16 protein-coding genes are annotated in these 13,096 nt (G+C 70.5%); 6 read left to right on the forward strand and 10 right to left on the reverse strand.

From position 1 onward, the window contains the following. The first annotated feature begins 118 nt into the window (after positions 1 to 118). Positions 119 to 1,141 carry a class II fructose-bisphosphatase gene (gene glpX / locus CHC05_RS10315; protein WP_089247150.1) on the forward strand — a complete coding sequence of 341 codons (1,023 nt, stop codon included), beginning with the start codon at positions 119 to 121 and terminating at the stop codon, positions 1,139 to 1,141. Between the two features lie 128 nt (positions 1,142 to 1,269). Here the strand turns inward: glpX and CHC05_RS10320 are convergent, their stop codons facing one another. From CHC05_RS10320 to CHC05_RS10335, 4 genes are all read right to left on the reverse strand, one after another. After that, the gene (locus tag CHC05_RS10320) at positions 1,270 to 2,238 is read right to left on the reverse strand and encodes an NAD(P)/FAD-dependent oxidoreductase (RefSeq protein ID WP_089247152.1); all 969 of its coding nucleotides are present in this window, start codon (positions 2,236 to 2,238) and stop codon (positions 1,270 to 1,272) included. A 90-nt stretch (positions 2,239 to 2,328) separates the two neighbouring features. Next, positions 2,329 to 2,931, reverse strand: a complete 603-nt coding sequence (locus tag CHC05_RS10325) for a rhomboid family intramembrane serine protease (RefSeq protein WP_245870752.1) — start codon at positions 2,929 to 2,931, stop codon at positions 2,329 to 2,331. Between the two features lie 27 nt (positions 2,932 to 2,958). After that, entirely contained in the window at positions 2,959 to 3,720 is a 762-nt protein-coding gene (locus CHC05_RS10330; protein ID WP_245870753.1) for a S1 family peptidase, read from the reverse strand. 112 nt (positions 3,721 to 3,832) lie between these two features. Continuing rightward, complete coding sequence (locus CHC05_RS10335; protein ID WP_089247156.1) at positions 3,833 to 4,507, reverse strand: aggregation-promoting factor C-terminal-like domain-containing protein; 675 nt, start codon at positions 4,505 to 4,507, stop codon at positions 3,833 to 3,835. Between the two features lie 250 nt (positions 4,508 to 4,757). Between CHC05_RS10335 and CHC05_RS10340 the strand changes: the two genes are divergently transcribed. Next, on the forward strand, positions 4,758 to 5,348 hold the full coding sequence (locus CHC05_RS10340) for a dihydrofolate reductase family protein (protein WP_218824497.1): 591 nt from the start codon (positions 4,758 to 4,760) through the stop codon (positions 5,346 to 5,348). Positions 5,349 to 5,393: 45 nt separating this feature from the next. Here the strand turns inward: CHC05_RS10340 and phoH2 are convergent, their stop codons facing one another. The 3 genes from phoH2 to CHC05_RS10355 all read right to left on the reverse strand — a co-directional run bounded on the left by phoH2 (position 5,394) and on the right by CHC05_RS10355 (position 7,884). Further along, the gene (gene phoH2 / locus CHC05_RS10345) at positions 5,394 to 6,782 is read right to left on the reverse strand and encodes an RNA 5'-3' helicase PhoH2 (RefSeq protein WP_089247158.1); all 1,389 of its coding nucleotides are present in this window, start codon (positions 6,780 to 6,782) and stop codon (positions 5,394 to 5,396) included. Between the two features lie 396 nt (positions 6,783 to 7,178). Continuing rightward, positions 7,179 to 7,511, reverse strand: a complete 333-nt coding sequence (locus CHC05_RS10350) for a hypothetical protein (protein WP_144022542.1) — start codon at positions 7,509 to 7,511, stop codon at positions 7,179 to 7,181. Positions 7,512 to 7,527: 16 nt separating this feature from the next. Next, on the reverse strand, positions 7,528 to 7,884 hold the full coding sequence (locus CHC05_RS10355) for a hypothetical protein (RefSeq protein ID WP_089247163.1): 357 nt from the start codon (positions 7,882 to 7,884) through the stop codon (positions 7,528 to 7,530). A 270-nt stretch (positions 7,885 to 8,154) separates the two neighbouring features. On the opposite strand from CHC05_RS10355, the gene CHC05_RS10360 reads away from it, so the two are divergent. The 3 genes from CHC05_RS10360 to otsB all read left to right on the forward strand — a co-directional run bounded on the left by CHC05_RS10360 (position 8,155) and on the right by otsB (position 10,028). Further along, positions 8,155 to 8,595 carry an XRE family transcriptional regulator gene (locus CHC05_RS10360; RefSeq protein WP_089247165.1) on the forward strand — a complete coding sequence of 147 codons (441 nt, stop codon included), beginning with the start codon at positions 8,155 to 8,157 and terminating at the stop codon, positions 8,593 to 8,595. 181 nt (positions 8,596 to 8,776) lie between these two features. Continuing rightward, positions 8,777 to 9,133: a hypothetical protein gene (locus tag CHC05_RS10365; RefSeq protein ID WP_089247167.1), complete on the forward strand. Its 357-nt coding sequence runs from the start codon at positions 8,777 to 8,779 to the stop codon at positions 9,131 to 9,133. Between the two features lie 73 nt (positions 9,134 to 9,206). Then, positions 9,207 to 10,028 (forward strand): trehalose-phosphatase, encoded by an 822-nt coding sequence (otsB, locus tag CHC05_RS10370; protein WP_089247169.1) that lies wholly within the window; start codon positions 9,207 to 9,209, stop codon positions 10,026 to 10,028. Between the two features lie 42 nt (positions 10,029 to 10,070). Here otsB and CHC05_RS10375 read toward each other — a convergent pair whose 3' ends face one another. Together CHC05_RS10375 and CHC05_RS10380 are read right to left on the reverse strand one after the other, a co-directional pair. Continuing rightward, the gene (locus CHC05_RS10375; RefSeq protein ID WP_089247171.1) at positions 10,071 to 10,568 is read right to left on the reverse strand and encodes a hypothetical protein; all 498 of its coding nucleotides are present in this window, start codon (positions 10,566 to 10,568) and stop codon (positions 10,071 to 10,073) included. Between the two features lie 49 nt (positions 10,569 to 10,617). Then, complete coding sequence (locus CHC05_RS10380; protein WP_179266116.1) at positions 10,618 to 11,244, reverse strand: TetR/AcrR family transcriptional regulator; 627 nt, start codon at positions 11,242 to 11,244, stop codon at positions 10,618 to 10,620. 74 nt (positions 11,245 to 11,318) lie between these two features. Between CHC05_RS10380 and CHC05_RS10385 the strand changes: the two genes are divergently transcribed. Continuing rightward, entirely contained in the window at positions 11,319 to 12,308 is a 990-nt protein-coding gene (locus tag CHC05_RS10385) for a zinc-binding dehydrogenase (RefSeq protein WP_179266117.1), read from the forward strand. A 7-nt stretch (positions 12,309 to 12,315) separates the two neighbouring features. Here the strand turns inward: CHC05_RS10385 and CHC05_RS10390 are convergent, their stop codons facing one another. After that, positions 12,316 to 13,086, reverse strand: coding sequence for an isoprenyl transferase (locus CHC05_RS10390; RefSeq protein WP_089247177.1), 771 nt, complete (start codon positions 13,084 to 13,086; stop codon positions 12,316 to 12,318). Positions 13,087 to 13,096 lie beyond the last annotated feature (10 nt).

Genomic DNA, 13,096 nt, shown 5'->3' on the forward strand with positions numbered 1-13,096 from the left:
CGCGGCCACACCGGGTCGATACCGCGACCCGAACGGACGTTCAGCGGGTGTTCATGCCAGGATCTCAGGTAACGACCGACCCGCACACTGCACCGCCGCGACGCGAGGAGGCCGCCCGATGAGCGCCAAGATTCCGCAAGATCTCGACCGCAACCTGGCCCTCGACCTGGTCCGGGTCACCGAGGCGGCGGCCATGGCCGCCGGCCGATGGGTGGGCCGGGGCGACAAGGAGGGCGGCGACGGGGCCGCCGTCGACGCGATGCGCAAGCTGATCAACTCGATCCAGATGCGCGGTGTCGTCGTGATCGGCGAGGGCGAGAAGGACAACGCCCCGATGCTGTTCAACGGCGAGGAGGTCGGCGACGGCACCGGCCCGGAGGTCGACGTGGCGGTCGACCCGATCGACGGCACCACGCTGATGAGCAAGGGCATGCCCAACGCGCTGGCCGTGCTCGCGGTCGCGGAGCGGGGCGCGATGTTCGACCCGAGCGCCGTCTTCTACATGGAGAAGCTCGTCGTCGGCCCGGACTGCGCCGACGTGATCGACATCAATGCGGGCGTGACGGAGAACCTCCGCCGGATCGCCAAGGTCAAGAAGTCGAGCGTCTCCGACGTCACGGTCTGCATCCTCGACCGGCCCCGGCACGAGCAGTTGGTCCAGGAGGTGCGGCAGGCCGGCGCCATGATCCGCTTCATCTCCGACGGCGACATCGCGGGCGCGATCTACGCGGCCCGCGACACCTCCGAGGTCGACGTGCTCATGGGCATCGGCGGCACGCCGGAGGGCATCACCGCGGCCTGCGCCCTCAAGTGCATGGGCGGCGCGATGCAGGCCAAGCTCTGGCCGCGCGACGCGGCGGAGCGGGAGAAGGCCCTGGCCGGCGGCCACGACCTCGACCGGGTGCTGCACACCGACGACCTGGTCTCGGGCGACAACGCCTTCTTCGTAGCCACGGGCGTGACCAGCGGCGACCTGCTGAGAGGCGTCCATTACCGAGCGGGCGGCGCCTACACCCAGTCGATCGTGATGCGCTCCAAGAGCGGCACAATCCGCATCATCGACTCCTACCACCGCCTGGAAAAGCTGGCCCTCTATTCGTCCGTCGACTTCGACGGCAGGCCGATCGCCGAACAGCCCTAGCCGAATTCAAATGCCAACGGCGGATTGCTCGGGTTCGCGGTGGGCGCGACCGTCGCTCCCGCCAGAGAGCGCTCCGCTTCGCTCCGCTGCCAGGTCCGCGACGGGTCGCTGCCAGACCTGAAAAGTGATCAGCCGTTGTCGCTCGAGTGGCCGGGGAAGAGGTGGGCGGCCGGGTCGATTGCTACTGCGGCGTTGTTGACCGCGGTCGCCGCCTCGCCGAAGCCTGTGGCGATGAGGCGCACCTTGCCCGGGTATTCCGTGATGTCGCCGGCCGCGAACACCCTGGGCAGGTTGGTGGCCATTGTGCTGTCGACCTTGACGTGGCGCTTGTCGAGGTCGAGGCCCCAGTCGGCCAGCGGCCCCAGGTCTGCGGTGAAGCCGAGCGCCGCCACGACCGTGTCGACCGGGATGGTCTCGGTCTCGCCACCCTTGACCGCGATGTCGGCGTGGGTGACCGCGTCCTCACCGTGGATCTTCGCGACTTCGGCGTTGACCACGATGCGGACGCTGAGGTCCTGGACGCGGGCGACGGTCGCCGCGTGGGCCCGGAACCGGTCGCGGCGGTGCACCAGGGTGACCGACTTGGCCAGCGGCTCCAGGGCCAGCGCCCAGTCGAACGCCGAGTCGCCGCCGCCGACGATCAGCACGTCGCGGCCGGCCAGGTCGGCCAGGTGCGGCACGAAGAAGACGATGCCGGTGCCCGTGAAGGTCTCGGCGGCCGGCAGCGGGCGGGGCTTGAAGCTGCCCATGCCGCCCGTGATGATCACCGCGCCGCAGCGGACCTCCTCGCCGTCGGAGAGGCGCAGCACCGGGTGGTCGTCGGCATAAGAGAGCGCGTCGGCCCGGGTGCCCAGGAGGTATTCCGGGCGGAACGGCGCGGCCTGCTCGACCAGGTTGGCGACGAGCTCGCGGCCCTTGATGCTCGGAAAGCCGCCGACGTCGTAGATCTGCTTCTCGGGATACATCGCGGTGACCTGGCCGCCGGGCTCGGGCAGGTTGTCGATCAGCGCGACCGAGAGCCCCCGAAAACCCGCGTAGTAGGCCGCGAAGAGTCCGGATGGTCCCGCCCCGATGATCGCGACGTCGATTTCCCGCATGGCTCACCAATGCCCTTCAGGAGACCCGGCCCGGTCGACATCGACGTTAGGCACAGCGATGCCACCCCGGCAAGCATCGCCACGAGTCAGTCAGCGACGGAACACGATGGCGGCGACGGCCCCGCCCAGGAAACCGAACAGATGGCCCTGCCACGACACGTGCGGGTCGGACGGCAGGATGCCGAAGAGCTGCCACCAGTACAACAGCCCGACCAGCAGCACCACGCCCAGGTTCCACCACGTGCGCTCCACGATCCCCCGGGTCAACAGGAGACCGAAGTAGCCGAAGATCACCCCACTGGCACCGACCACCACCGTGCCGGGAGTGCCGACGATCCACACGCCCAAGCCGCTGACCAGCATGATCAATGCGGTCGACCAGATGAACCGGCGTGCCCCCGCGGCCAGCACGAACGTGCCGAGCAGGATCAGCGGGACGCTGTTGCCGTAGAGATGGTCGAAGTTCGCGTGCAGCAGTGGCGAGAAGACGATCCCGTCGAGGCCGTAGACGCTGCGGGGAATGATCCCGCCGCGCGGGTCGAGCCCGAGGCCCAGCCAGTAGTCCAGCGCCTCGATCGCGAACAGCACCGGGACCACCGCGCACATCGCCACGAAGGCCCGCCCGACGGCGGCGTAGAACGGCTCGGTGCCGAAGCGCAACTGCTCTGGTTCGGTCGTCCAGTCCTGGGACACGCACTAGGGGTACCAGGCGAGGACCGTTCACGCCAGACGTGCGCGGAGCACCGCGAGACCGACCGCGATGTCGGGCCCGAACGCCGACACCTGGCTGTAGACGCCCGGGAAGTCCTTGCGCGCGCACCCGTAGCCCCAGCTCACGATGCCGATCTGCAGCCAGGACCCGTTGGCGTCGAGGCGCACCATCGGGCCGCCCGAGTCGCCCTGGCACGAGTCTTTGCCGCCCTTGCCGGCGCAGATCATGTCGGAGCCGACGATCGCCATATCGATCTTGCCGTACTTGCGGTCGCACGACGAGTCCGAGACGAAGTCGACCTCGACGGAGCGCAGCCGGGTCTGCTGGGTGAGCGAGCCTTCCTTCGTCGAGCCCCAGCCCATCACCGTGAACAGACCCTTGTCGTACGTCTGGTCCGCGGCCATGGTCAGCGTCGGCAGGTCGAACGGCTGCGCGAGTTGGATCAGCGCCCAGTCGTCGCCCGCGGCGGCGTCGGTGTAGTCCGGTGACCGGTAGACGTAGCTCGAGCGGATGGTCCGGGCCCGGCTCGACTGCAGGTCGACCGAACCGCCGGTGACCCGGATCGAGGTGTCGGTGCCGCTGCCCTTGACGCAGTGGCCCGCGGTCAGCACGACCTGGGGTGCGATCAGCGAGCCGCCGCAGCCGACCGACAACCGGACGACCCACGGGAAGATGCCCTCGTCGACCCGGCTGCCCCCGACGATCCGCTCGCGACCGGTGCCGTCGTCCGCCTGGGCCGGCCCGGCCAGCAGACCCAGGACCGCCGCCATCACTAGTGTCGCGCCTCCAAAGCGCCGCCCCCGCATGGCTCAGACACTAGAGCGCACAAAAGCCGCAGAGGGCACGAACGCGAGTGTTCGTACCCTCTGCCTCACGTTTGGTCTAGTACCAGCCCTCGTCCTCCGAGTGCGCCCACGCGCCACAGGGGTCGTCGTAGCGGCCCTCGATGTAGCCGAGGCCCCACTTGATCTGGGTGGCCGCACCGGTCTCCCAGTCGGGACCGACCGAGGCCATCTTGTTGCCGGGCTTGGCCTGTGGGATGCCGTGCGCCCCGGAGCTCGCGTTGTGCGCCTTCGGGTTCCAGCCACTCTCGCGCGTCCAGAGCTTGTCGAGGCACGGCATCTGGTCGATCTTGAAGCCCTCTTCGAGCAGCAGCGCGCAGCCGATCTTGCGGTTGCCGCTGTACTCGTTGCAGGACTCCGGGATCGGACCCGTGTACGGCCTGGCCTTCACCGGCTCCTCGGCCTCTTCGCGCTTCTGGCGGCTGGCCTCCTCGGCCCGCTTGGCCCGCTCGGCGGCCGCCTTGGCCGCGGCCTGGGCGCGCTGGGCGGCGATCGCCTCGGCGTCCCGGCGCTGGGCCATCATCGACTCGTGCTCGAGATGGTGCTCCTTGAGCAGCGCGTTCTCGGCCTGCTGGGCCTCCGCGGCGAACCGCGCATCGATCCCCTGCTCTTGGACCCTGCGGTCCTGGCCCAGGTAGTAGCCGCCGCCCACCCCGGTAACGAGGATGCCGACCGCCAACGCCCGAACCCCGAACCGGCTCCACAGCCGAGTCACGAAGTCGTTCCCTTCGTCGGGGACAAGGACAGCCCCGGCGTCCGGGGCCTCGTTCGCTCGCCAGACACCATTGCGCACAGTGAGCCGGGAGGGAAATAGGGAGACCATTGTGTGATCTGGGTCACGGGTTAAAGGCGGGTAAGTCCGGCGAAGTGCCCGCGTGGAAAAAAGGTTTCCGTAACCTGTCGATCCGCGGCCCCCTCGGACGACGCATGGGCAGACAGAGTCAGAGCTTCAGGAGGAATCGGAAATGAAGGTCAGCACTGGCGCCAGCATGTCGATCGACGGCTTCGTCTCGGGCCCCGGCGAGACCGGGTTCGAGCACCTCTTCGACTGGTACGGCAACGGCGACGTCGAGGTGCCCACCGGCCACCCGGAGATGACCTGGCACATGACCCGGGCGAGCGCGGACCGCAACAAGCGCTGGTTGGACGAGCTCGGTGCCCTGGTCGTCGGCCGCAAGCTGTTCGACTTCACGAACGGGTGGGGCGGAAAGCACCCGATGGAGGTACCGACCGTGGTGCTCACCCACAACCCGCCGACGGGGTACGAGGACAACAAGTGGTTCGCGTTCGAGACCGGCGGGATCGAGGCCGCGATCGCCCGGGCCGGCGAGTTGGCCGGCGGCAAGGGCGTCGGCCTGAACTCGGGCCGGATCGCCAGCCAGGCCCTCGACGCGGGACTGGTCGACGAGGTCTGGGTCGACCTCGTGCCGGTGCTGCTCGGCGGCGGCACGCCGTTCTTCGACCAGCTGGGCACCAAGCCGGTCCTGCTGGACGGTCCGTTGGAGACGGTCCAGGGCAACCGAGTGACCCATCTGCGGTACGCCGTGCGCAAGTGAGCGAAAAGGGGGCCCCACGTCGCGGGGCCCCCTTTTCGTCGCGGCTCAGCTGGGGATGTCCTCCAGCAGGTCGGTGACCACCTCGGCGATCGCGGAGCGCTCCGAGCGGGTCAGCGTCACGTGCGCGAAGAGCGGATGCCCCTTGAGCGCCTCTATCACCGCCGTGACGCCGTCGTGCCGGCCCACCCGCAGGTTGTCGCGCTGGGCGACGTCGTGGGTGAGCACGACCCGCGACCCCTGGCCGATCCGGGACAGCACGGTGAGCAGCACCCCGCGCTCCAGCGACTGCGCCTCGTCGACGATGACAAACGCGTCGTGCAGGCTCCGGCCGCGGATGTGGGTCAGCGGCAGCACCTCGAGCATGCCGCGGCCGAGCACCTCTTCCCGGACGTTCTCGTGCACCACCGCGCCGAGCGTGTCGAAGACCGCCTGGGCCCACGGCGACATCTTCTCGGTCTCGCTGCCGGGCAGATAGCCGAGCTCCTGGCCGCCGACCGCGTAGAGCGGGCGGAACACGATCACCTTCTTGTGCCGGCGGCGCTCCATGACCGCTTCCAGACCCGCGCACAGCGCCAACGCCGACTTGCCGGTGCCCGCCCGACCGCCCAGCGAGACGATCCCGATCGACTCGTCGAGCAGCAGGTCGAGGGCGATCCGCTGCTCGGCGGACCGGCCACGCAGGCCGAACGCCTCCCGGTCGCCGCGGACCAGTCGGACCACCTTGTCCGGCAGCACCCGGGCGAGGGCCGAGCCGCGTGACGAGTGCAGCACCAGGCCGGTGTGACAGGGCAGCTCGGCCGCCGCGTCCAGGGCCAGGTCGGCACCGCCGTACAGCTCGTTGACGTCGTCGTCGCCCACCTCGATCTCGGCCATTCCGGTCCAGGTCGGGTCGCTGGCCTGGCCGTGCCGGTATTCGTCCGCGGCGAGCCCGACCGCGGCGGCCTTGACCCGCAGCGGCATGTCCTTGCTGACCAGCGTGACCTGACGACCTTCGCCGGCGAGGTTGAGGGCTACCGACAGGATCCGCGCGTCGTTGGACTCGTTGCGGAAGCCGGGCGGCAGCACACCGTCATCGGAGTGGTTGAGCTCGACGCGCAGCGTGCCGCCGAGGTCGTTGATGGGCACCGGCTGGTCCAGCCGACCGTGCTTGATCCGCAGCTCGTCGAGCATGCGCAGCGACTGCCGCGCGAACCAGCCGAGCTCCGGATGGTGACGCTTGCCCTCCAGTTCGGTGATCACCACCAACGGGAGCACGACCTCGTGCTCGGCGAAGCGGCGAAAGGCGGCGGGGTCGGACAGCAGGACCGAGGTGTCCAGGACGTAGACCGGCCGAGGTGGCCCGTCCTCCTTGGCCGCGGCCTTGCGCCCGCGCGGGGCGCGGGCGGTCGCGGAGGTGTCCTGGGTGGCCCGGGAAGTGGTGCGCGCAGTTGTCACAGGCCTGCTCCGGCGAGCGTGCACCCGGACCGCCCGCGTGTTTCCGCCTCGTCCGGTGCCCGGGAGCACGGGGTCGGATGCGGGCCCCGTGGCGATGTCGTCGCAGGTCCAGGCCGGCCGGCTGGCGTGGGATGACCCCTCGCCATGGCTAGACGCTAACTGGCATCTGCCATCCGGGGGAAGTACACGCCGAAGTAAGACCGACTCGTTTACCGCGATTTCTTCTTCGACCACGAGGGGTTGGCCGGCCCGGCTGGCGCTAGCCGGGCCGGCCACCGGCGGCGACGCGCGCCCCTCACGCGTCGCTGCCGTCGGGATCGGGGCCACCGGACTGGCCCGATCCCTGGTGCGCGCGACCGCCCTGCCACCGGGCGGTCAGCGCTCGCGGGTGACCACTCACCCCACGGGCTGGCTCGCGATCTCGCGAACCTCCGCGGCGTGCCGTCCGCCGTCGGTTGTGGTCCCCACGAAGGAGGCGCTCAGATAGGTGGTTCCCGAACCGATCAAGGTGGTCGGGACGTCCGGTGCGGACCGTTGCCGCGGTTCCGCCCGGGCCGTTGCCGCCACCGCCCGCACCCCCTGGCGCCGGCGAAGCCCTACGCCCCGGTCGCCATCGAAAAAGCCTTGTCTGTAGCCGGTCCGGTATCCCACCCGCCCGTGCAGCCGACCAGCGGCGTAGCTGGACGAACCGAGCATCAGGACGAGGAAGATCGCGAAATACACGGTCATCGGTACGTGCTGCCCCTCACCGCTCGTCGGGATAGCGCGGTGCACGGTCGATCCGCGGATGGCCGGCCAGCAGGTGGTCGATGTCGTCCACACCGACCTCCTCGACCAGCTCGACGGCGACCCGGCACTGGTCGATGACCACCTCGGCGACCGAGGTGCGGCGCAGCTCGGCGCCGGTGTCGTAGACCCTGATCCGCAGGTCGGGGCAGCCGAGGTGGAGGCGCCACGCGTCCCACTCGGTCATGTCGGCGACCTGCAGCGATACGTATCTGGCACCGCGGGCGAGGTAGAGCCGCCACGGTGCGGTGATGCCGGCCGCGACTCCCGCCGCGATCAGCCCGAACGCCTGCTCCCGGGTGGCCAGCTCGGTCATCGCCCGGAACCCCCTGATGTCACGTACCCGTGACGCGTTTCGACACTGTTCGTCTCGTTCACGTGACACACCGTAAGGCGTATCACACGCGTGACAGCATCGGCTTTTCGGGCGATTAGCGCGGAACCTGCGTCGGCCTAGTCTGACCACGTGACGCTGCCCGAACGACCTGCTCGATCGTTTACCGGCGATCGGCCCGACCCGTCTCGCACGCGATACACACAGCCCATCTCAGGCCGGAAGATCGAGAACTGGCCGTACCGTCAGCCGGTGCCGGACACCTCCCCCGGGCGCAAGATCGCGTTCGCCGCATTCGTTCGTAAGGCGCTCGAAGACGCGCGGACGACCCGCGCCTGGAGCGGTTCCGAGGTGTCCCGTCGCACGGGCGTGTCCCGACAGACGATCAACCGCTGGGTACGCGCCGACTGGGCGAGCGACCCCGAGGCCGAACGGGTGGTCGCGTTCTGCGCGGGCCTGGGCCTCAACCCGTCCACCGCGTTCGGCGTGCTCGGCTGGGACGCCGCCACCTCCGGCCGGCCCGCGCCCACAGCTCCGCCGATGGACCCCGACGTCGAGGCGCTGCTGCGCCGGCTCGTCGACCCCAATGTGTCCGATGCGGAGAAGTTCCACATTCGAGAGACGATCCGCTATCTCGCGTACCGGCCATTGCTTCCGTCGGATCGGCCTGCCAAGCGCCGCAGGGCGGTTTAAACGTTTAAGTAGCCGTCTCGTTACGCAGATGGCGAAAGAAGCTGCGACTCGTGTGGCGAATGGCACGATCTTTACGCCCGCAGCGCAGTAGCGTGCGCGTTTGTACTGCTTGGGCTCGGGTCGGGTGGGGAGCACCGGAGGTCAGCCAAAGCCCTGCGGGACAACGAAGGAGGGGTCTGCGATGGCCCTGAAGTGGGGGGCGGTCGTCGTTGCGGCCGTCTCGGTCACGCTGTTCACGACAGCCAACATCATTGTCGGGGTGCTAGACACGAGCGAAGTTCCGTCGGCGTTCAACATGGCGACCATCGCGGTGGCGTCGGTAGGCACCGTCGTCGCGGTGCTGGCCGAGATGTACTCGCGCGTCAACAGCAGGATCGCCGCGCTCGCCGAGTTCGTGGCCATGCGGTTGAACGAGGTCGACGCGCACACGGGCGACCGCAACGCCGGATTCGTCGAGGGTTACCTGCTCAGCCACGGCGAGGAAGCGGGCGCCATCGTCCCGTTCGCACAGCGGACAGGGCGACAGCAAGATCGTTAATTGGGGGGCGGGGGCTTGTCAACCGGGTGATCCGTCGGGTCCGGCGGCGGCTCACACCCGGTAGGCTTGCCATGTGCGGGGGTCAGATCACGGCCACGGGCGCGACGACCGCCCGCTGAACGCGGAGAGCGCATGGCGCTTGACCGCGGACCGGGCCGACGAGTGCGTCCTTTTCTTCGACTTCGACGGCACGTTGGCGCCGGTGGCGGACGATCCGACCGCGGTGCGCCCGGTGCCCCGGGCGCTGTCGGCGATCGACGCGCTGGCCCGGGTCGTGCGCCGGGTGGCGATCGTCTCGGCCCGCCCGGTCGACTTCCTCCGCGACCGCCTGGGCGCCGCCGACGTCGACCTGTACGGCCTCTACGGCCTCGAACACAGCCACGGCGCCGGCCCGACGGTCACCGAGCCCGCGGCGCTGCCCTGGGTGCCGGCGATGGCCGACCTGGCCGACCGCGCCCGCGCCGAGCTACCGGCGGAGATCCTGGTCGAATACAAGCGCCTGTCGGTGGCCCTGCACTACCGCACGGCGCCGGAGCTGGCCGGCGAGGTCGAGCGCTGGGGCAACGCCGAGGCCGAGCGGCTGGGCCTGCGAATCCAGGCCGGGCGGATGGTGCTGGAGCTCAAGCCGCCGGTCGACCGCGACAAGGGCCTGGTGATCGGCGAGGCGGTCGCCTCGGCCGGCTGCGCCTGGTACTTCGGCGACGACGTCTCCGACCTCAAGGCGTTCGCGGCGCTGCGCGACCGGTCAGAACGCGACCCGTCCTTCTTCGGGGTCTGCGTCGCGGTGGCCAACCCGGAAACCGGCCAGGCCGTGGCGGGTGCCGCCGACCTGACCTTCGACTCCCCCGAGGCGCTTGGCGACTTCCTGGACGACGCCGCGGCTTCGGTGCGGTGATCTGCGATCAGCCACGCAGTGGCTCGGTGCGCTGACGCCTTGTCAGGCGCCCCAGCGGGCGCAGGCGGAGTTCAGCAGGCTCGTGTAGGCGCGTAGGTCAGGCTGGCCCGGTCGCCAGCTGGCGACCTCGTTGGCCACCTTCACCAGGTCGGCCTTGAGCTTGGAGTCACGGGCCTCCTTGGCGCGCTCCAGGATGAAGCCCGACCACTTCCGGCCGACCATCTCCTTGTCGGACTGCACCGCGTTGTCGTACGACCGCGAGTAGTCGTTCGTGGCGGTGCGGACCCGGCCGCAGACGGTGCGATCGGCCGGCGGGGTCATCTCGGTGCCGGGCACGCTGGTCGCGGTCGGCTCGGCCGCCGCACTCGGCGGCGCGGTCGGCTCGGCCGCGGGGCTCGGTGGTGCGGTGGCCGCGGCGGACTGCGGCGTGGCCGTCGACGCCGGCCCGGCCACCTGGCGGTCCACCGTGGACGTGCAGCCGAGGGCCAGCGCCCCAGCGGTGATCACGAGCCCGACCTGGAGCACTCCGCGCAGCCTCATGGCAGGAAGTGTGCCGCGCGGCATCGACGGCCGCCACCCGCCGACGGGCTCAGGCTGCCGGGCGGCGGAAGGCGCCGAACCACTCGTTGGCCGCGATCTCCCTGGCCACGGACGCGTCCTCGTCGGCGGGCCGGTTGACGACGTGGTCGGCGATCACCCGCATGCCGCCCCAGATCATCACCCGGCTGGCGGTGGGCGCGTTGAGGTCGGCCGGCGCGCGGCCGGCGGCCTGTTCGGCGACCAGCAGCTCGTGCGCCCGGTCGATGAACATCCCCAGCTGCTCTTCCCAGAACTCGCCGATCGTCCGGTCGTAGCCGGCGACCTCGAGCACGGCGGCCAGCACGTGCCGGCGGTCCCGGTAGAAGCGGATGACCCGCAGCAGGCTCGCGGCCAGCTCGTCCAGCGCCGCCGGCTCGGTCGGCGACCAGCCGCCGACCAGCGAGAACGAGACGTCGCCGAGCTGGGCGGCGAGCCGCAGCAGCAGCTCGGTCTTGTCGCGGAAGTAGAGGTAGAAGGTCGACCGCGCGACGCCTGCCTCGGCGGCGATCCGTTGCACGCCGAGCTCGGTGTAGGTCGCGCCCGCCGCCAGCAGCCGCTCGGTCGCTGCCAGGACGTCCGCCTCGACGGCGGCTCGTCGGCTGGGGTCGGCCGCCGGGCGGCGGGTGATCGAGGCCACGGTCAGATCTTAGGCAAGAGGTGTACGTTTCTGCCGGACAACGTGTCCGACAACATGTCCGACAGGAGGACGTCGTGGTAACCGAGGGTGTGGCGTGGCGGTTGTTGGCTTTTGGCGACCCACGGGAGGTGGTGCGCCAGGAACGCCTCCGGTACGACGATCCGCCGGCCGGTGAGGTGCTCGTGCGGGTACGCGCCGCCGGCGCCGGCTATCCCGACGCGATGATGGCAGCGGGCGCGTTCCCCCTGCTGGGTGAGCCGCCGTTCGGCCTCGGCGAGGAGGTCTGCGGCGACGTGGTCGCGGTCGGGGCGGACGCACCGTTCACGGTCGGCGAGCGGATCATGGGCATCACCGCCTTCCTGCGCGGCTGGGGCGGCTACGCGGAGTACGCGTACGTGCGGGCGGGCTCGGCCGTCGCGGCCCCGGCGGGCTTCACGGACGAGCAGGCGGCCGGCTTCCCGATCGCCTACCGCACCGCGTATGCCGGTCTGGTCGAACGCGCGGCCCTGCGCCCCGGCGAGCACCTGGTCGTGCTGGGCGCCGCGGGCAGCTCGGGCGTGGCCGCGATCCAGCTCGGCAAGGCCCTCGGCGCGACGGTGACCGCGGTCGCCGGCAGCCCGGAGAAGCTCGCGTTCTGCCGATCCATCGGCGCCGACCACGCGGTGAGCCGGCACAGCACCGACCTCACGAAGGAACTCCTGGCGGCGACCGGCGGCAAGGGCGCCGACGTGGTCTACGACGTGGTCGGCGGCGACACCGCCGCCGCGGCCGCCAAGGCCCTGGGCCGAGGGGGCCGGCTGGCCATCGTCGGCTTCGCCTCGGGCGCGCCGGTGACCCTCGACCCGGTCGACATGCTGCTCCGCAACTACTCAGCGGTCGGCGTACTGGCCGACGCCCACTCGCGGGAGGGCGAGGCCGTCGTCTGGGCCCGACTGGCCGAGCTGGCAGGTCAGGGAGCCCTCACCACCCCGGTAGGCAAGGTCCGGTCCTTCGACCAGGTACCCACCATGATCGCGGAACAGACCAACCCACCCGCGGGCAAAATCGTCGTACGCGTCGCCTGAGCCGAGCCTAAGCGCCGTAGCGGCGTTGGCGGCTGGCGTAGGAGCGTAGGGCGCGGAGGAAGTCGACCCGGCGGAAGTCCGGCCAGTTCGCGTCGCAGAAGTAGAACTCCGAGTGGGCCGACTGCCAGAGCAGGAAGCCCGAGAGCCGCTGTTCGCCGCTCGTGCGGATGACCAGGTCGGGGTCGGGCTGGCCGCGGGTGTAGAGGTGCTCGGCGATGTGGTCGACGTCGAGCACCTCGGCCAGCTCCTCCAGGGTGCCGCCCCGGGACGCGTGCTCCTGCAGCAGCGAGCGGACCGCGTCGGCGATCTCCCGGCGGCCTCCGTAGCCGACCGCGATGTTGACCTCGGCCCCGCCGACCCGGTCGCGGGTGCGTTCCTGGGCCGCCTTGAGCGCGGCCGCGGTCTGGGCGGGCAGCAGGTCGAGCGCGCCCACGATGCGGAGCCGCCACGGGTTCGCGTCCTCGGCGAGCTCGACCACCAGGTCCTCGATGATCTGGAGCAGCGGGTCGAGCTGGGCCGCCGGGCGGCGCAGGTTGTCGGTGGCCAGCAGGTAGAGCGTCACGTGCTCGACGCCTGATTCGTCACACCAGCCCAGCAGATGCTTGATCTTCGCCGCGCCGACCCGGTGGCCGTCGTTGGGGTCGACGTACCCCATCTCCTTGGCCCAGCGGCGGTTGCCGTCGCACATCACGCCGACGTGGCGGGGCACGGGCTTGCCGGCCAGCCGAGCAGTCAGCCGCCGTTCGTAGATCGAATAGACGAGATCACGCAGATTCATCACTTGCAGA

The organism is Asanoa hainanensis (assembly GCF_900188485.1).
Lineage (GTDB): Bacteria > Actinomycetota > Actinomycetes > Mycobacteriales > Micromonosporaceae > Asanoa > Asanoa hainanensis.

What these genes read in the sequence shown, in the direction of transcription:
- CHC05_RS10375 (WP_089247171.1), bottom strand. Translation starts at nt 10,568, where the DNA reads ATGAGGCTGCGCGGAGTGCTCCAGGTCGGGCTCGTGATCACCGCTGGG.
- CHC05_RS10365 (WP_089247167.1), top strand. Translation starts at nt 8,777, where the DNA reads ATGGCCCTGAAGTGGGGGGCGGTCGTCGTTGCGGCCGTCTCGGTCACG.
- CHC05_RS10355 (WP_089247163.1), bottom strand. Translation starts at nt 7,884, where the DNA reads ATGACCGAGCTGGCCACCCGGGAGCAGGCGTTCGGGCTGATCGCGGCG.
- glpX (WP_089247150.1), top strand. Translation starts at nt 119, where the DNA reads ATGAGCGCCAAGATTCCGCAAGATCTCGACCGCAACCTGGCCCTCGAC.
- CHC05_RS10350 (WP_144022542.1), bottom strand. Translation starts at nt 7,511, where the DNA reads ATGACCGTGTATTTCGCGATCTTCCTCGTCCTGATGCTCGGTTCGTCC.
- CHC05_RS10390 (WP_089247177.1), bottom strand. Translation starts at nt 13,086, where the DNA reads ATGAATCTGCGTGATCTCGTCTATTCGATCTACGAACGGCGGCTGACT.
- CHC05_RS10320 (WP_089247152.1), bottom strand. Translation starts at nt 2,238, where the DNA reads ATGCGGGAAATCGACGTCGCGATCATCGGGGCGGGACCATCCGGACTC.
- CHC05_RS10340 (WP_218824497.1), top strand. Translation starts at nt 4,758, where the DNA reads ATGAAGGTCAGCACTGGCGCCAGCATGTCGATCGACGGCTTCGTCTCG.
- CHC05_RS10330 (WP_245870753.1), bottom strand. Translation starts at nt 3,720, where the DNA reads ATGGCGGCGGTCCTGGGTCTGCTGGCCGGGCCGGCCCAGGCGGACGAC.